General features: G+C 71.9%; 13 protein-coding genes and 1 pseudogene. 10 read left to right on the plus strand and 4 right to left on the minus strand.

Annotation, left to right across the window (positions count from 1 at the left end):
- Positions 1-140 precede the first annotated feature (140 nt).
- The 4 genes from ACZ3IL_RS26210 (at position 141) to ACZ3IL_RS26225 (ending at position 5964) form a co-directional block, all read left to right on the plus strand.
- Positions 141-1640, plus strand: a complete 1500-nt coding sequence (locus ACZ3IL_RS26210) for a DUF4192 domain-containing protein (RefSeq protein WP_467394065.1) — start codon at positions 141-143, stop codon at positions 1638-1640.
- 520 nt (positions 1641-2160) lie between these two features.
- Positions 2161-2925 (plus strand): NUDIX hydrolase, encoded by a 765-nt coding sequence (locus tag ACZ3IL_RS26215; protein ID WP_467394066.1) that lies wholly within the window; start codon positions 2161-2163, stop codon positions 2923-2925.
- A 120-nt stretch (positions 2926-3045) separates the two neighbouring features.
- The gene (locus ACZ3IL_RS26220; protein ID WP_467394068.1) at positions 3046-4917 is read left to right on the plus strand and encodes an ATP-binding cassette domain-containing protein; all 1872 of its coding nucleotides are present in this window, start codon (positions 3046-3048) and stop codon (positions 4915-4917) included.
- 159 nt (positions 4918-5076) lie between these two features.
- On the plus strand, positions 5077-5964 hold the full coding sequence (locus ACZ3IL_RS26225) for a FadR/GntR family transcriptional regulator (protein ID WP_467394070.1): 888 nt from the start codon (positions 5077-5079) through the stop codon (positions 5962-5964).
- Positions 5965-6179: 215 nt separating this feature from the next.
- On the opposite strand, the gene ACZ3IL_RS26230 is transcribed toward ACZ3IL_RS26225, so the two are convergent.
- Positions 6180-6410: a hypothetical protein gene (locus ACZ3IL_RS26230; RefSeq protein ID WP_467394225.1), complete on the minus strand. Its 231-nt coding sequence runs from the start codon at positions 6408-6410 to the stop codon at positions 6180-6182.
- Between ACZ3IL_RS26230 and ACZ3IL_RS26235 the strand changes: the two genes are divergently transcribed.
- Both ACZ3IL_RS26235 and ACZ3IL_RS26240 read left to right on the plus strand, forming a co-directional pair.
- Entirely contained in the window at positions 6343-7881 is a 1539-nt protein-coding gene (locus tag ACZ3IL_RS26235; RefSeq protein ID WP_467394072.1) for an RNA polymerase sigma factor, read from the plus strand. The genes ACZ3IL_RS26230 and ACZ3IL_RS26235 overlap by 68 nt on opposite strands.
- A gap of 140 nt (positions 7882-8021) precedes the next feature.
- Positions 8022-8894, plus strand: coding sequence for a serine protease (locus ACZ3IL_RS26240; RefSeq protein ID WP_467394074.1), 873 nt, complete (start codon positions 8022-8024; stop codon positions 8892-8894).
- A 105-nt stretch (positions 8895-8999) separates the two neighbouring features.
- On the opposite strand, the gene ACZ3IL_RS26245 is transcribed toward ACZ3IL_RS26240, so the two are convergent.
- Positions 9000-9230, minus strand: coding sequence for a DUF7455 domain-containing protein (locus ACZ3IL_RS26245; protein WP_384863293.1), 231 nt, complete (start codon positions 9228-9230; stop codon positions 9000-9002).
- Positions 9231-9662: 432 nt separating this feature from the next.
- On the opposite strand from ACZ3IL_RS26245, the gene ACZ3IL_RS26250 reads away from it, so the two are divergent.
- The 4 genes and pseudogenes from ACZ3IL_RS26250 to ACZ3IL_RS26265 all read left to right on the plus strand — a co-directional run bounded on the left by ACZ3IL_RS26250 (position 9663) and on the right by ACZ3IL_RS26265 (position 14247).
- Positions 9663-11780 (plus strand): DNA gyrase/topoisomerase IV subunit B, encoded by a 2118-nt coding sequence (locus ACZ3IL_RS26250; protein ID WP_467394076.1) that lies wholly within the window; start codon positions 9663-9665, stop codon positions 11778-11780.
- A 95-nt stretch (positions 11781-11875) separates the two neighbouring features.
- Positions 11876-12073 (plus strand): annotated as a pseudogene (locus tag ACZ3IL_RS26255) (response regulator transcription factor); the annotation flags it as partial.
- Between the two features lie 141 nt (positions 12074-12214).
- A complete protein-coding gene (locus ACZ3IL_RS26260; RefSeq protein WP_467394219.1) occupies positions 12215-12658 on the plus strand; it encodes a DUF485 domain-containing protein in 444 nt (147 codons plus the stop codon).
- Entirely contained in the window at positions 12655-14247 is a 1593-nt protein-coding gene (locus ACZ3IL_RS26265) for a solute symporter family protein (protein ID WP_467394078.1), read from the plus strand. The genes ACZ3IL_RS26260 and ACZ3IL_RS26265 overlap by 4 nt, the downstream gene beginning before the upstream one ends.
- A 19-nt stretch (positions 14248-14266) precedes the next feature.
- Here the strand turns inward: ACZ3IL_RS26265 and ACZ3IL_RS26270 are convergent, their stop codons facing one another.
- A complete protein-coding gene (locus ACZ3IL_RS26270; RefSeq protein ID WP_467394080.1) occupies positions 14267-14956 on the minus strand; it encodes a response regulator in 690 nt (229 codons plus the stop codon).
- Positions 14953-16641: a sensor histidine kinase gene (locus ACZ3IL_RS26275; RefSeq protein WP_467394082.1), complete on the minus strand. Its 1689-nt coding sequence runs from the start codon at positions 16639-16641 to the stop codon at positions 14953-14955. Before ACZ3IL_RS26275 ends, ACZ3IL_RS26270 begins: the two co-directional genes overlap by 4 nt.
- Positions 16642-16889: the final 248 nt, after the last annotated feature.

Raw genomic sequence — 16889 nt, forward strand, 5'->3', positions numbered from 1 at the left:
CCTCATCCAACCCGATGTCCCGGCCATCATGCGCGTGATCCGCCGAACCTGTGGACAACCGGTGGAACCGACGGATGCCCCGTTCCGGGAGTTATCCACAGGGGTTTCGGATTTCGGGAGATCGCGAGACCGTCCTGACCATGAACGCGAACCACCACGAAACCAGCGCTCCCGCACGCACCCAGCAGATCACCCTGCGGGGCCCGGCCGAATTGGCCGACGCCCTCCCGTTCATGCTGGGCTTCCATCCGACCGATTCCGTCGTCATGGTCGCCCTCCACGGCGAGCACGGCCGTTTCGGCGGCCGGATCAGGCTCGGCATTCCGAGCTCGCCCCGGGAATGGGCCTCCACCGCGGACCACCTCGCCGAGTGCCTCGTGGAAGGAGGGGCCCGGGCCGGCGCCCGGCCCGACGGCATCGTCGTCTTCCTCTGCCAGGACCCGGCGCCCGGTGAGACGGGCCGGAGGGTCATGGAGCGGCTGCGTCCCTTCGCCCAGCGGCTGCGCACCGCCTGCGGGGCCCTCGACATTCCCGTCTACGAGGCCCTCTGCATCTCCGACGGCCTCTACTTCTCCTACTGCTGTCCGAACGCGCGCTGCTGTCCGCCCGACGGCACCCCGCTCGCGCTGAGCGGCACGACGGTGATGGCGGCGACCGCCGCGTACGCCGGAGTGCAGGTACGGGGTTCCCTGAGGGACATGGAGGCCCGGCTGAAGCCACCGGGCGGGCCCGGGGAGGAGGAGCAGCGCGCCGCCCTCGACGCGGCCGCCGCCTCGATCGTCCCCCGCATCCTCGAAGGTTCCGAGGAGCAGGGACGGGAGGAAGTGCGCGAGGGAACGCTGCGCCTCGCCCGTGAGATCCTTCGCCGGTTCGCCGACCCGGAGACCTCGAAGGTCCCGGAGACCTCGAAGACATCGAAGACCTCGGGTGACCCGGAGAACCCCGAGAACCCGAAGGGGCCGGAGGAGCACGAGAGTTCGGCAGGCCTGATGGCTCCGAGGAGCACGGTGGGCCCGGGACGGTACGCCGCCGACGCGGCCGCGGCCGACGCGGCCGACGACGCCCTGGTCACCACCGATGAGGCCGCCGCACTGATCCTGGGTCTTCAGGACCGGGTCACCCGGGACCGTGTCGCCGAATGGATGGAGGGCTGGGAGGGAACCGCCGCCCTGCGGCTCTGGCGCGTACTGGCCCGGCGTTGCGTCACCCCCTACCAGGAGCACGCCGCCGCGCCCCTCACCCTCGCGGGCTGGACGGCATGGTCCACCGGTGACGAGCCGACGGCCCGGGTCGCTCTCGGACTCGCGCTCGTCGCGGACCCCGAGTACGTCTTCGCCCGGCTGCTGCACCAGGCGTGCAACGAGGGACTCGATCCCGAATCGCTCCGCTCCTGCCTGAGGAGCGAGCGGGATGCCCGGGCCGTCCCGGAACGGGACGCGCCGGCCTCCTCCCGGCGGGTCCGGGCGCGCACCGCCCGCCGACAGGCCGTCCGTCAGGGCCTGGCCGGGGCGGGGCGGCAGGCCGGGGCGAGGGACCGGAGGGCCGCCGCCGGAGTCCGGCCCGCCGGACCCGCCACCAGCGGACCCGGGAAGGGTGTCCCCCGGCCCGGCGGCCATCGCGGGACGAGGAGCGGCCGGTGACGACCGTGGCCCGGTCGGCCGCAAGCGTGTTCACCGCTCCGGCGCAGGCGCAGGCGCAGACGCAGGCGTGCGAACCGCGCCACCGGCGCCCCGCCGGCCTCCCCGTCCGCGCGGAGGACGCTCGGTGTTCCTCACGTCCCCCGGCCGTTCCGCCGGACAGTCGTCCGACCGCCCGGCCGGACTCGTACCCGGTGCCCGCCGAGCGTCCCCGCGTGTGGCTCACCGGGCGGAACCCCCTCCGGCGCACGGTGTGTTCATCCGCCGCGTCCTGTCCGCCCACGACGCTCCGCGCGCTTCCGGGAGGGCGGGCCCCGAGGCCGCCTCCGTCGCCGGATCACGCGGAGTGCGGACGGGTGGGTGCGGTCTCGGTATCGTCGGGGTGGCAGCAGAGGCCTTCGACCGGGGGTGGGACGGAATGCCGGGCACGGACATGAGGGAAGCTTCGCGGCGCGTCGGGGAAGTCGTCGCCGGAGATTCCACGAGGCGTGCTTATCGTCAGGAAGACGACTATGATCTCGGCATGCCTCCCTACGACCCGTCGGCCTTTCCGCCCTTCGCCGTCACCGTCGATCTGGTCGTGCTCACCGTGCGGCGCCACGCGCTCTGCGCTCTGGTCGTCAAACGGGGGGAGGCGCCGTTCAGGGGGTGCTGGGCGCTGCCCGGAGGTTTCGTGCGGGCGGAGGAGGACCTCGGTGCCGCGGCGGCGCGCGAGCTGGTCGAGGAGACCGGTCTCCGCGCCCACGATCCGGCCGTCCCGACCCCCGTACCGAGCAACGGCGCGCACCTGGAGCAACTGGCGACGTACGGAGCGCCCGACCGCGATCCCCGGATGCGCGTGGTCAGCGTCGCCCATCTCGCCCTGGCTCCCGACCTTCCCGCGCCCCGGGCGGGCGGCGACGCGAACAGTGCCCGTTGGGCGCCGGTCGAGGAACTGCTCGGAGAAGGCGGGGTCGTCGGCGTCGAGGGAGAGGGGGCGCTCGCCTTCGACCACTCCAGAATCCTCGCCGACGGGGTGGAGCGCGCCCGTTCCAAGATCGAGTACTCCTCCCTGGCCACCGCTTTCTGTCCGCCGGAGTTCACGGTCGGCGAGTTGCGGCGCGTGTACGAGGCCGTCTGGGGGGTGACCCTGGACCCGCGCAACTTCCACCGCAAGGTGACCGGCACGCCGGGCTTCCTGGTTCCGGCCGGCGGTACCACGACCCGTCAGGGAGGGCGTCCCGCGCAGCTCTTCAGGGCGGGCGGGGCGACCCTCCTCAATCCGCCCATGCTGCGTCCCGAGGTCTGAGGGGGCGGAAATCCGCCACCCACGGCGCCCGCCATGCATCTTAAGTCCGAAATATAGCGTTATCTTGCTTCGGTAGCGCCGCTCTGCCGCGGAGCGGTGTCACCTACCGCGGGAGAAGCGATGCTCCAGGCCATCGGACTCACCAGCATTGCCCGCCACGGTCGTCCGCCCTCCGTGGACGATCTGACCTTCGACGCCCGGCCGGGTGCCGTGACCGCACTCCTCGGCCCCCGGGGGTCCGGGAAGACCACCGCCCTCCGTCTCATGCTGGAACTCGAACCGGGGCGCGGGACGACTTGCTTCCGGGGCCGGCCGCTGCACCGCATCGCCCATCCCTCCCGCGAGGTCGGCGTGCTTCTCGGCGACGTTCCCGGGCACCCCGCCCGTACGGTCCGGGGGCAGCTCCGGATGCTCTGTGCCGCTACGGGAGCCCCCGCCTCACGTGCGGAGGAACTGTTGCGGGAGGTCGGTCTCGCCGGACTGGAACACCGGCGGATCGGTACCCTGCCGATCGGGGCGGATCGCCGTCTCGGCCTCGCCGTGGCCCTGTTGGGCGCCCCTCACACGCTGCTGCTCGACGGACCGGGGGCCGGCCTCTCCCCGTCCGAGAGCGCGTGGCTGCACGCGTTTCTGCGTGCCCACGCCTCCGCGGGAGGCACGGTGCTCTACACCACGCGGGACCCCAGGGACGCGGCCCGCAACGCCGACCGGGTCGTCACCGTCGACAACGGCCGGCTCCTCGCCGACCAGGACGCGGCCGAGTTCGCCCGTACCCGGCTGCGTCCACGGGTCGTCGTCCGCACTCCGCACGCCGCGCGTCTGGCCGTGGCCGTGACCCGGGAGGCGAGGGCCGCTCGCCGCCCGGTCGAGGTGGTCGCCGAGGAGGGCAACCGGCTCCTCGTCTACGGCAGCGACTGCGCCTCCGTCGGCGACACCGCCTTCCGGCACGGCGTGCCGGTCCACCGTCTCGCGGAGGAGGTCGGCGACACCGGTGCGCCGGGCGCGGCCGGCGGCGCCCGTGACACCGGCGCCCGTGACGCCGGCGCCCCTGACGGCGGTGGCACCGGGCGGGGTGCCGAACGGGCTGCCGCCTCCGGGAGTTCCGCTTCCGGGAGGCGCGCGGCGTCCGCGTCGCGGGACACCGAACGGCCTCACGTCGCCGCTTCCGCCGCCGCCCCCGACGTCTCGGCCGGGCGGCCGACCGCTCCCCGGAAACCGGCCCGCACGCCCTCGCGTCCGCTCCGCTACGAGGTCCACCGGCTCCTGGGCGTGCCCTCCACGCCGCTCGTGGTGGCCGCCGTCCTGCTCGTCTCCGTGACGCTCGCCCTGCTCCTCGGCCGCGGTGGCCGCGCCGCGCTGCCCGCCGTCCTCGCGGGCTGGCCCGCGATCTCCCCGCTGCCGCCCGCGGCGCTGGGGGCCGGACTGCTCGGGGCCTTCTCCTTCGCGGAGGAGTACCGCTATCCCGCGCTCACCGCCGGCCGCGGAGCCGTGCCCCGTGAACCCGGCCTGCTGCTGGCCAAGCTCGCCGTGACGGCCGTCGTCGCCCTCCTCCTCGGGGTGCTCGTCGTGATGCTGGACCTGGGGGCCCTGCGGCTCGTCCACGGAGCCGAGTTGATCCCCGTGCCGGACAACCGGGGGACACTGTGGGCGAGTTGGCTGGGGCTGATCGTCGGCTGTGCCTGGGCCGGAGTGCTCGGGGCCGGTGTGTTCCGGGCCGCCGCGACCGGGGTGGCGGCGGTCCTCGTCGTCCCGGTCGTTCTCGTGCCGCTGGCGCGGAAGGCGCTGACGGGGCCGTCGGTGCGTTCGGCCGCCGGTCTTCCGGAACGGTTGCGCGAACTCGCGGGTCCGCACTGGCCGCCGGTCCTGGACCACTGGCTGGCGGCGGCACTCCGGGTGGTCGGGCAACCCGCGGGGGTGGCACTCTCGCTGACGTTGACGGGGCTGTTCTGTGCTTATGCGCTCACCGGACCGCGCCGCAGGGCCCGTTGGTGATCATGTGGGGACCGAAAGGGTCCGCATGACGACAACTCTCTTACGTTATGCACTATATGACCGATTAATCGTCAATTGTGTAAGGGGTGCCGATCACCCTTTCGTGTGCTTTTCACCAAAGACCTCAAGGGCCGTCAGGGCGACGCCGACAAAGGATGCGTGAGTACCCTTGCGCACACCATGATGACCGCCGCCCGCTCCGTCGACTCCGGCCTCGGCGCCCCGGGCGATCTCGACCGCTACCCCTACCCGGAGGCGCCCGCCGCCGGCCGCGTGGGTCCGGCCTCCTGGGAGGGGGTGGAGACCGACCTGGGCCGCGTCGGGCGCAGGAGCACCGGCAGCCGGGGCCGGGGACTGCACGGACAGCTCGTCCAGCAGCTCGGCCAGATGATCGTCTCCGGCGACCTCGGTGCCGACCGCCCGCTCGTCCCCGAGGAGATCGGCCAGCGGTTCGAGGTCTCGCGCACCGTCGTGCGCGAGTCGCTCCGCGTGCTCGAGGCCAAGGGGCTCGTCAGCGCCCGTCCCAACGTCGGCACCCGGGTCAGGCCCGTCAGCGACTGGAACCTCCTCGACCCCGACATCATCGAATGGCGCGCCTTCGGTCCCCAGCGGGACGACCAGCGCCGCGAGCTGAACGAGATGCGCTGGACCATCGAGCCCCTGGCCGCCCGGCTCGCCGCCGGGCACGGCCGCGAGGACGTGCAGCAGCGCCTCGCCGACATGGTCGAGATCATGGGGCACGCGTTCACCCAGGGGGACGGCACCACCTTCTCCCGGGCCGACACCGAATTCCACTCCCTCCTCATCCAGCTCGCCGGGAACCGCATGCTGGAGCACCTCTCCGGCATCGTCTCCGCCGCGCTCCAGGTCTCCGGCGGCCCGGCCACCGGCTGCGACCGGCCGAGCGAGGCGTGCCTCGCGCACCACGCCCGGATCGTGGACGCGCTCGCCGACGGGGACGCCCACGGGGCCGAGACGGCCATGCGGCAGCTGCTCATGGTCCACCCCGAGGGGGAGCGTGTCGTCCCCGCTCCCCGTGAACACTGACCCTCGGGCAGCGGCCGGGAACGCCGGGGCGTACGCGTCGGGCGCCGAGGGGCCCGAGTGCCACCCCGGGAGCCCGGCGGGGAACCCCTGTGCGGCTCCGGGGTCCCGATGGCACGAATGTGCAGTGATCAACCGGTTTGGGCCGTTCGTCGCGCATGAGGTGTGACTCGGGCCACGAAGATTGGGCGTAACACTCCTCCGGGCCGTGCGATGACCTAAGAGGTGACAGCCGAGGAAGGAATACAGCAGCCGACGCAGGCGCTGTGCAGTTCCCCGGTCCAGCCCGCGCCGTCGGCACACTCCCCGTCGACGGTCGTCGGCTCCAGCCCGATCCAGGGCGGGGCCGGAAGCCGTTTCCATCGTTCCGAGAGGTTGTTCGTGTCGGCCAGCACATCCCGTACGCTCCCGCCGGAGATCGCCGAGTCCGAGTCTGTGATGGCGCTCATCGAGCGGGGAAAGGCTGATGGGCAGATCGCCGGCGATGACGTGCGTCGGGCCTTCGAGGCTGACCAGATTCCGCCAACCCAGTGGAAGAACGTTCTGCGCAGCCTCAATCAGATCCTCGAGGAAGAGGGTGTGACGCTGATGGTCAGTGCAGCGGAGTCGCCGAAGCGCGCCCGCAAGAGCGTCGCAGCGAAGAGCCCGGCCAAGCGCACCGCCACCAAGACCGTCACCGCCAGGACGACCGTGACGAAGTCCACCGTCTCGGCCCCCGCGGCCGAAGGTGCCGACCCGGCCGACGAAGCGGGTTCGCCCGCGAAGAAGGCGGCGGCGAAGAAGACCGTCGCCAAGAAGGCCGCGGTCAAGAAGACCGTCGCCAAGAAGACGGCCGCCAAGAAGACCGCGTCCAAGAAGGACTCCGACGAGCTCGTCGAGGGCGAGGAGCTGATCGAGGACGTCGTGCCCGGCAAGGGCGAGGAGGAGGAGACCGAGGGCGAGACCAAGGGCTTCGTCCTGTCCGACGAGGACGAGGACGACGCGCCCGCGCAGCAGGTCGCCGTCGCCGGTGCCACCGCCGACCCGGTCAAGGACTACCTCAAGCAGATCGGCAAGGTCCCGCTGCTCAACGCCGAGCAGGAGGTCGAACTCGCCAAGCGCATCGAGGCCGGCCTGTTCGCCGAGGACAAGCTCGCGAACTCCGACAAGCTCGCCCCGAAGCTCAAGCGCGAGCTGGAGATCATCGCCGAGGACGGCCGCCGGGCCAAGAACCACCTCCTGGAGGCCAACCTCCGTCTGGTGGTCTCCCTCGCCAAGCGCTACACCGGCCGGGGCATGCTCTTCCTGGACCTGATCCAGGAGGGCAACCTGGGTCTGATCCGCGCCGTCGAGAAGTTCGACTACACCAAGGGCTACAAGTTCTCCACGTACGCCACCTGGTGGATCCGTCAGGCGATCACCCGCGCCATGGCCGACCAGGCCCGCACCATCCGCATCCCGGTGCACATGGTCGAGGTCATCAACAAGCTCGCCCGCGTCCAGCGGCAGATGCTCCAGGACCTGGGCCGCGAGCCCACCCCGGAGGAGCTGGCCAAGGAACTCGACATGACCCCCGAGAAGGTCATCGAGGTCCAGAAGTACGGCCGTGAGCCCATCTCCCTCCACACTCCGCTGGGTGAGGACGGCGACAGCGAGTTCGGCGACCTCATCGAGGACTCCGAAGCGGTCGTCCCGGCCGACGCGGTGAGCTTCACGCTCCTCCAGGAGCAGCTGCACTCCGTCCTCGACACGCTCTCCGAGCGCGAGGCCGGCGTCGTCTCGATGCGCTTCGGCCTCACCGACGGCCAGCCGAAGACGCTGGACGAGATCGGCAAGGTCTACGGCGTGACGCGGGAGCGGATTCGCCAGATCGAGTCGAAGACGATGTCGAAGCTCCGCCACCCGTCGCGTTCGCAGGTGCTGCGCGACTACCTCGACTGAGCCGTACGAGGCGCGGATCGTCACCGAAGGGCCCGGTTCTCCGAAAGGAGAAGCCGGGCCCTTCGGCGTGCGGGGGTGCGACGGAGCCGCGTGTGGTGGACGCTGGGTGAACAGATGTCACCGGAGAGTCAGGAGGCTCCATGCGCGGTTCCCTCACCCGAGCGCTGACGGGTGTTCTGGGCCTGATCACCGCGGCGGCCGGACAGCTCGCCGTCGCCGCCCCCGCGACCGCCGACGGTGTCGTGGTGGGCGGCAGCCGGGTCCGGATCACGGAGGCGCCATGGGTCGTGGCGCTGTCCAGCCGTGACCGGTTCGGGAGCACGCGCGCGGGACAGTTCTGCGGCGGCGTGGTCGTCGCGCCCACCAAGGTGCTCACCGCGGCCCACTGTCTGGGCAGGGAGGTGCTCGGAGGCGAACCGGGGGAGGCGCGCGACTTCTCGGTCATCGCGGGCCGTACCGCGCTGCGCGGCCAGGGCGGCCAGGAGGTGCGGGTCGCGGACACCTGGATCCATCCCGACTACGATCCGGCGGCCAACACGAGGGATCTGGCGGTGCTGACGCTGGCGGAGGCGCTGCCGGAGTCGTACGTGATCGGCGTCGCCCGCCCGGAGGACACGGCGTACGCGCCCGGGACGGCGGCGGACGTCTACGGCTGGGGGGACACCACCGGAAACGGTTCCTACGCCTCCACCCTGCGCACGGCGCGTGTCCAGGTGCTTCCGGACGCGGCGTGCGAGCGGGCGTATCCGGGCGGCTCCGGGGTGCGGTACCAGAAGGACACGATGATGTGCGCCGGCGATCCGCGGGGCGGCAAGGACGCGTGCCAGGGGGACAGCGGAGGTCCCCTGGTGGCCCGGGGGCGCCTCGTGGGCCTGGTGTCCTGGGGCAGCGGCTGCGGGGAGGCGGAGAACCCCGGCGTCTACACGCGCGTCTCCGGCGTGCTGCCCGGGCGTTTCCGAACGGCTCTCGCAGAGGGTGCCGGGAGCGTCGGGCCCGGCGCCTCCCACGGGTGACCGGAGCGGAGATACGAGAACGGGCGGCCACCCTCCCCGGGGAGAGGGGTGACCGCCCGCCGTCCGGTCAGCGACCGGCCCTGGGCTCGTCGTGGATGCGGGGCGTCAGTGCTCGTCGCCCACCGTGCGGGCCGGCGCATCGGTCAGCCGGTCCGTCTCATCCTGTATCTCAACGGCGATCTTCTTGAGTTCCGGCTCGAACTTACGTCCGTGGTGGGCGCAGAAGAGCAAGTCACCTCCGCTGGTCAGAACGACACGCAGGTAGGCCTGGGCGCCGCAGCGGTCGCAGCGGTCAGCGGCCGTCAGGGGGCTCGCGGGGGTCAGAACAGTAGTCACGTCGCCTCTTCTCTAGCTCGACGAGCTGTCGTACCAGGGTCAACATCCAACCAGGCCGAAAACGTTCCCGCTCGTGGCTTTTCCTTGAAACTTCTTCCAAGGTGGCTGTCTGTTGCCGGTTGCGGCGAATGAGCCGTATTGCGTCGCACTACGGTTTTCGCGTTGCTTGTCTCGGTCGGCCCTCCCGGCGTGGTTGCCGGTTGTTCATGAGGACGTGCCCGGAGCCTAAATGGTTCATGCCTCGAAGGGAACGTGATGTTCGCGTCACCCCATCGAGGGATCGAACATCTATGCGACTCTGGACTAGCATGAGGAAACGGGGAGGGTGGCGTGGCAACGGCTCTACCAGGCATCGGTACGCTCTGAACCGGTGAACCGACGCCGGGCCTTACCCATCGGGCCAGATTTCAAATTCAGCGAGGAGCGAACCGCGTGACCGCCGAAACGTCCGTGCCGTCCAGTGCGCTGCTGACCGCAGACCGTGACGGTTCCAACTACACCGCGCGGCACCTGCTCGTACTCGAAGGGCTCGAAGCGGTCCGCAAGCGCCCCGGCATGTACATCGGGTCCACCGACAGCCGCGGCCTGATGCACTGCATCTGGGAGATCATCGACAACTCGGTCGACGAGGCCCTCGGCGGCTACTGCGACCACATCGAGGTCGTCCTCCACGACGACGGCTCCGTCGAGGTGCGGGACAACGGCAGGGGCATCCCGGTCGACGTCGAGCCGAAGACCGGCCTCTCGGGCGTCGAGGTCGTCATGACCAAGCTGCACGCCGGCGGCAAGTTCGGCGGCGGGTCGTACGCGGCCTCCGGCGGCCTGCACGGCGTCGGCGCCTCCGTGGTCAACGCCCTGTCGGCCCGTCTCGACGTCGAGGTCGACCGGAACGGCGCGACCCACTCGATCAGCTTCCGCCGCGGCGTCCCCGGAGTCTTCACGGAGCAGGGGCCCGACAGCCCCTTCGACCCGGCCAACGGGCTCCGCAAGAGCAAGCGGATTCCCAAGACCCGCACCGGCACCCGCGTCCGTTACTGGGCGGACCGGCAGATCTTCCTCAAGGACGCCAAGCTCTCCCTGGAGACGCTCCACCAGCGCGCCCGGCAGACCGCCTTCCTCGTGCCCGGCCTCACCATCGTCGTCCGCGACGAGCGGGACCTGGCCGGGATCGGCAAGAGCGAGGAGACCTTCCGCTTCGACGGGGGCATCAGCGAGTTCTGCGAGTACCTCGCCCAGGACAAGGCCGTCTGCGACATCCAGCGCCTCACCGGGCAGGGCACCTTCAAGGAGACCGTCCCGGTCCTCGACGACCGCGGCCACATGACCCCCACCGAGGTCACCCGGGAGCTCGCGGTCGACGTCGCCCTGCGATGGGGCACCGGTTACGACACCACGGTCAAGTCCTTCGTCAACATCATCGCCACCCCCAAGGGCGGCACCCACGTCTCGGGCTTCGAGCAGGCCGTCACCAAGACGGTGAACGAGGTGCTGCGCTCGGCCAAGATGCTGCGGGTCGCCGAGGACGACATCGTCAAGGACGACGCCCTGGAAGGACTCACGGCCGTCGTGACCGTCCGTCTCGCGGAGCCGCAGTTCGAGGGGCAGACCAAGGAGGTGCTCGGCACCTCGGCGGCCCGCCGGATCGTGGCGAACGTGGTGGCCAAGGAGCTCAAGGCCTTCCTCACCTCCACCAAGCGGGACGCCAAGGCGCAGGCGCGCGCCGTCCTGGAGAAGGCCGTCGCGGCGGCCCGGACCCGGATCGCGGCCCGCCAGCATAAGGAGGCGCAGCGCAGGAAGACCGCGCTCGAGTCCTCCTCCCTGCCGGCCAAGCTCGCCGACTGCCGCAGCGACGACGTGGAGCGCAGCGAGCTCTTCATCGTCGAGGGGGACTCCGCCCTGGGCACGGCCAAGCTCGCCCGCAACAGCGAGTTCCAGGCCCTGCTGCCGATCCGCGGCAAGATCCTCAACGTGCAGAAGTCGTCCGTCTCGGACATGCTCAAGAACGCCGAGTGCGGTGCGATCATCCAGGTCATAGGAGCGGGCTCGGGCCGCACCTTCGACATCGACGCGGCCCGCTACGGCAAGGTCATCATGATGACCGACGCCGACGTCGACGGCTCCCACATCCGCACCCTGCTGCTGACGCTCTTCCAGCGCTACATGCGGCCCATGGTCGAGGCGGGACGGGTCTTCGCGGCCGTTCCCCCGCTCCACCGCATCGAACTCGTCCAGCCCAAGCGGGGCCAGGACAAGTACGTCTACACGTACTCGGACAACGAGCTGCGGCAGACCCTGCTGGAGTTCCAGCGCAAGGGGGTCCGGTACAAGGACTCCATCCAGCGCTACAAGGGCCTGGGCGAGATGGACGCCGACCAGCTCGCGGAGACCACCATGGACCCGCGCCACCGCACCCTGCGCCGGATCAACATCGGTGACCTGGAAGCGTCGGAACAGGTCTTCGACCTGCTCATGGGCAATGACGTGGCACCCCGCAAGGAGTTCATCACCAGCTCGGCGGCCACCCTGGACCGTTCGCGCATCGACGCCTGAGGCGCCCCACCCGTGGGCGGGGCCGCACGCTCCGCCCACGGGACGGTCACACGGCCGCCCACGCTCCGTAGCTCCGCGACGGGTTCTCGGAGCGGGAGGCGGAGGTGCTCGTGCCCGTCGCGGAAGGCCTCTCCCACCGGGAGGTCGCCGGACGGCCGCGGATCTCCACGGCCGCGGTGAAGACCCGCGTCGGCAATCTCCTCGCCAAGACCGGAGTGCGCGACCGCGCACGGGCCGTGCGGTACGCATATCAGCACGGTCTTGTCAGGACGCCCGGAGGAAAACTCACCTGATGTGGTGAAGTTCGGAGGGAGAAGAGTCCGGGAACTTCCCGCTCTGTCCATCCTTGGGTGCGCGGCCGAAACGGTCCGCTGACAAGGAGAGTTGGACCGGTGGTGCAGGTGGACAAGCAGGAGGGGCGCGGCACTTCGACGGTGCCGGCCGACAACCCCTGGTACGACATGGCGGCCCCGGGCCGGGACGAGCGGGTGGCGTCCGGGACGGCCCGTGACGGCCACGCGGGCACGGTGCCGCGCCAGCGGGTCCCCAGCGCGGCGGAGATCTATCTGGAAGTCCAGCGGAGTCCCGCCTTCCAGGAAGTGCGCGCTCGCTACCGCCGGTTCGTCTTCCCGGCCACCACCGCCTTCCTGCTCTGGTACCTCGCCTATGTCGTGGCGGCGACCGCCGCGCCCGGACTCATGGCCCGGCCGGTCGCCGGAGCGGTGAACGTGGCGATGGTCGCCGGGCTCGGACAGTTCCTCACCACCTTCCTGCTGACCTGGGCCTACGCGCGTCACGCGCGGCTGCGCAGGGACCGGGCGGCGCTGGAACTGCGCTGGGACACGCAGGAGATGACCCGAGGGGCGGTGCGGCGGTGACCGGAGACCACCAGACCCTGGCGCTCGTGCTGTTCAGCGTCTTCGTCGCCGTGACCCTGGGCATCACCACCTGGGTGAGCCGCAGCCGGCAGGGGTCGGCGGAGGAGTTCTACGCCGGAGGACGGTTGTTCTCGCCGATGGAGAACGGCTTCGCGATCGCCGGCGACTACATGTCGGCGGCGTCCTTCCTCGGCATCTCCGGGCTGATCGCGCTCTACGGCTACGACGGCATGCTGTACTCGATCGGCTTCCTCGTCGCCTGGCTGGTCGTCCTCCTGCTGGTGGCCGAACTGGTCCGCAACTGCGGGCGGTTCACACTGGCCGACGTCGTCGCCGCGCGCATGTCGGAGCGCCCCGTGCGGATCGCCGCCGGGACGTCCTCGGTGGCCGTCTCCGTGCTGTACCTCGTGGCGCAGATGGTGGGCGCCGGAAGCCTGGTCGCCCTCCTCCTCGGCGGCACCGGCGAGGCGGCCCGCTCCTGGACGGTGATCGGCGTGGGGGCGCTGATGGTGATCTACGTGTCGCTCGGCGGCATGCGGGCCACCACCTGGATCCAGATCGTCAAGGCGGTCCTGCTCATGGCGGGCACGATCGCGCTCACGGTCCTCGTCCTGCTCCGTTTCCACGGCGACGTGAACGGCCTGCTCTCCACCGCTGCCGAGCGCAGCGGCCACGGCCTCGGCTTCCTCGCCCCCGGGCTCCGCTACGGCGGGGACTGGACGGCCCGCCTCGACTTCATCAGCCTGGGCATCGCCCTCGTCCTGGGCACGGCGGGACTGCCGCACATCCTGTCGCGCTTCTACACCGTGCCGACCGCCCGGGCGGCCCGGCGCTCCGTCGTCTGGTCCATCGGTCTCATCGGCAGCTTCTACCTGATGACCATCGTGCTCGGCTTCGGCGCGGCCGCGCTCATCGGCCCCGACGAGGTCCGCGCGTCCAACGCGGCCGGAAACACCGCCGTACCGCTGCTCGCGCTCGACCTCGGCGGGGGCGCGGGCTCCACCGGGGGCACGGTGCTCTTCGCGGTGGTCGCCGCCGTCGCCTTCGCGACCATCCTCGCCGTCGTCGCGGGGATCACCCTCGCCTCCTCGGCCTCCGTGGCCCACGACCTCTACGCCTCGTTGCGCCGCCGGCACGCGAAGCAGTACAGCGAAGTGGCCGTGGCGCGGGTCGCCGCGGCCGTGATCGGCGCCGCCGCCATCGGCCTCGGGCTGCTCGCCAGCGACCTCAACGTGGCCTTCCTCGTCGGACTGGCCTTCGCGGTCGCGGCCTCCGCCAATCTGCCGGTGCTGCTCTACTCGCTGTTCTGGCGGAAGTTCACGACCAGGGGGGCGGTCTGGTCGGTGTACGGCGGGCTGGTCCCGGCCGTGCTGCTCGTCCTGTTCTCGCCGGTCGTCTCCGGTACCCCGGAGGCGCTGTTCCCCGGCGTCGACTTCCACCTCTTCCCGCTCCAGAACCCGGGCGTGGTGTCCATTCCGCTCGGCTTCCTCGCGGGCTGGATCGGAACGGTCACCTCCACCGAGCCGCCCGACGCGGCGCGGCACGCGGAGACCGAGGTCCGGGCACTGACCGGAGCGGGAGCGGTCTGACCCGGTCGCGCGCCGGGCGTCAGACGCCGGTCGGCGGGGTCGTCCAGGTGTACTGGTGCTCGGGGCGGCCCGTCTCGCCGTACCGGAGCGAGAGGCGTACGCGGTCGGCGCGTTCCAGGAGCTTGAGGTAGCGCTGGGCGGTCTGCCGGCTGACGCCGGAACGCTCGGCGATCTCCTGCGCGGACAGCGGGCCGTCGGAGGCGAGCAGGACCTGCCGGACCAGTTCGGCCGTGGTGGGGGAGTGGCCCTTGGGCAGGTCGGGGGCGACGGAGCCCGCCGACAGGGCCCCGAAGATCCGGTCCACCTCGGCCTGTTCGGCCTCGCCCCCGCCCTCCAGGGTCCGGCGGAGCGTCGCGTAGGCCTCCAGCTTGGCGCGCAGGCCGGCGAAGTTGAACGGCTTGACCAGGTACTGGAGGGCGCCGTGCCGCATCGCCGCCTGCACGGTGGCCATGTCCCTGGCCGCCGTCACCATGATCACGTCGCACTGGTGGCCGCGCGCGCGGAGTTCGCGTACCGCCGCGAGACCGTTCTCGTCCGGCAGGTAGTGGTCCAGGAGGACCAGGTCCACCGGCCGCGCGTCCAGGGCGGCGAGCGCCCCGGCGGTCGAGTGGGCGGTGGCGACGACCCGGAAGCCGGACGTCTTGGCGACGTACGCGGCGTTGATCCGGGCGACCCGTACGTCGTCGTCCACCACGAGTACGTCGATCATCGTGCCTCCTCGGCCGGTTCCGGCGACGCGGCGGGCGTGCCTGGCCCCAGGTCGTTCGGGGGGTCGGACAGGGCGTCGGGGAGGACGACGGTGAACCGGGCGCCGCCGTCGGGGCCCCCGGTCACGGTGACGGTCCCGCCCCGGCGCTCGGCGAGCCGGCGCACCAGGGCGAGACCGAGGCCGCGCTTTCCGTGGGACGGGAGGGACTTCGTCGTCCAGCCCTCGGTGAAGATCAGTTCCCGGCGCTCCTCCGGAACGCCGGGACCGCTGTCCGAGACCCGCAGCACGACCGCCCGGTCCTCGACGCGGAAGGAGACGTCGATCCGGGCGCCGGGAGTGCCGGCGGAGGCGTCCAGGGCGTTGTCGACGAGGTTGCCGACGACGGTGACCAGTTCGCGGGGGTCGACGAGCCGGTCCGGCAGCAGGGAGTCCGGCACGACCCGCAGCGAGACGCCGCGCTCGGCGGCGACGGTGGCCTTGCCGACCAGGAGCGCGGCGAGGAGCGGGTCGTGGATCTTCTCGGTGACCTGCTCGGCGGTGGCCCGGTGCACCCCGACCACCTCGGTGACGAACTCCGCCGCCTCCTCGTACATCTCCAGTTCCAGGAGGCCGAGCAGGGTGTGCATCCGGTTGGCGTGCTCGTGGTCCTGGGCCCGGAGGGCGTCGATCAGGCCCCGGGTGGAGTCCAGCTCGCGGCCGAGGCGTTCCAGCTCGGTGCGGTCGCGGAGGGTCGCCACCGCACCACCGTCGTCCGTGGGCATCCGGTTCGCGATCAGCACCCGGTGCCCCCGGACCGTGACCAGGTCCTCGCCGGTGACCCGGCCCGCGAGGACGTCGGAGGTGCGGCCCCGGCCGAGGACCTCGTCGAGCGGCCGGCCGGCGGCCTCGGGGCCGAGGCCGAGGAGCCGCTGCGCCTCGTCGTTCATGAGCCGCACGGAACCGTTGCGGTCCAGGGCCACGACGCCCTCCCGGATGCCGTGGAGCATGGCCTCCCGCTCGGCGAGGAGGGCGGAGATGTCGGAGAAGGCCAGGTCGTGGGTCTGCCGCTGGAGCCGCCGGGAGATCAGGTACGCGGCCAGGGCCCCGGCCGCGAGCGCCCCGCCGGCGTAGGCCAGGAGACCGGGGATCGCGGCGAGGAGCCGGGCGCGGACGCTGTCGTACTCGATGCCGACGGAGACCGCTCCGACGATGCGCCCGTCCGCGTCGCGCAGGGGCACCTTGCCGCGTGCCGAACGGCCCAGGGTGCCGTCGTCGATCTCCATGACCTCCCGCCCGGCCAGGGCGGTGCTGGGATCGGTGGAGACGAGCCCGCCGATCCGGGCGGGGTCGGGATGCGACCAGCGCACCCCGCGCGTGTCCATGACGACGACGTACTCGGCGCCCGTGGAGGTCCGGACCCGTTCGGCCTCCGTCTGCACCGGGCCCCGCGCGGACGGCGGGCCGGCGCCGAGGCCGGCGGCGAGCCGGGGCGAGGCGGTGGCCCCGGCGATGGCCAGGGCCCGCCGCATGGCCTGGTCGTCGAGCTGCGCGCCGAGCGGGGCGAGGAAGAGTCCGGTGGCGAGGACGGTCACGCCGGTCGCGATGGCCAGCTGCATCAGCAGGACCTGCGAGAACACCCGCTGGGGCCACCCGAACCGCCGACGGCGCGCGAGGGGGCGCGAGAGGCCGGTCTGTGCGGGATTCATGTCCGAAAAGGTACGGGGAGACACCCCGGGACCGGAAACGCGCGGTCCGGACGGCGGGCACCGGGCCGGGCGCGGAGGCCCGCGCGCGTGCGGGTGCGGGGAGGAGTACGGCCACGGCGGGCGGGTGGGACGGCGGAGACCCGCGCGTGCGGGGGCGGGAGCGGGGTAGGACCCGGAGGACCGCGGCCGCGCCCGGGGCACCGCGCCGTTCCGGAGCCCGTCACCGGCCGGTCGCCCGCCTATCCTGG

This window comes from Streptomyces sp. NPDC014907 (assembly GCF_055562975.1).

What these genes read in the sequence shown, in the direction of transcription:
- ACZ3IL_RS26210 (WP_467394065.1), top strand. Translation starts at nt 141, where the DNA reads ATGAACGCGAACCACCACGAAACCAGCGCTCCCGCACGCACCCAGCAG.
- ACZ3IL_RS26240 (WP_467394074.1), top strand. Translation starts at nt 8,022, where the DNA reads ATGCGCGGTTCCCTCACCCGAGCGCTGACGGGTGTTCTGGGCCTGATC.
- ACZ3IL_RS26270 (WP_467394080.1), bottom strand. Translation starts at nt 14,956, where the DNA reads ATGATCGACGTACTCGTGGTGGACGACGACGTACGGGTCGCCCGGATC.
- ACZ3IL_RS26230 (WP_467394225.1), bottom strand. Translation starts at nt 6,410, where the DNA reads ATGAGCGCCATCACAGACTCGGACTCGGCGATCTCCGGCGGGAGCGTA.
- ACZ3IL_RS26220 (WP_467394068.1), top strand. Translation starts at nt 3,046, where the DNA reads ATGCTCCAGGCCATCGGACTCACCAGCATTGCCCGCCACGGTCGTCCG.
- ACZ3IL_RS26215 (WP_467394066.1), top strand. Translation starts at nt 2,161, where the DNA reads ATGCCTCCCTACGACCCGTCGGCCTTTCCGCCCTTCGCCGTCACCGTC.
- ACZ3IL_RS26275 (WP_467394082.1), bottom strand. Translation starts at nt 16,641, where the DNA reads ATGAATCCCGCACAGACCGGCCTCTCGCGCCCCCTCGCGCGCCGTCGG.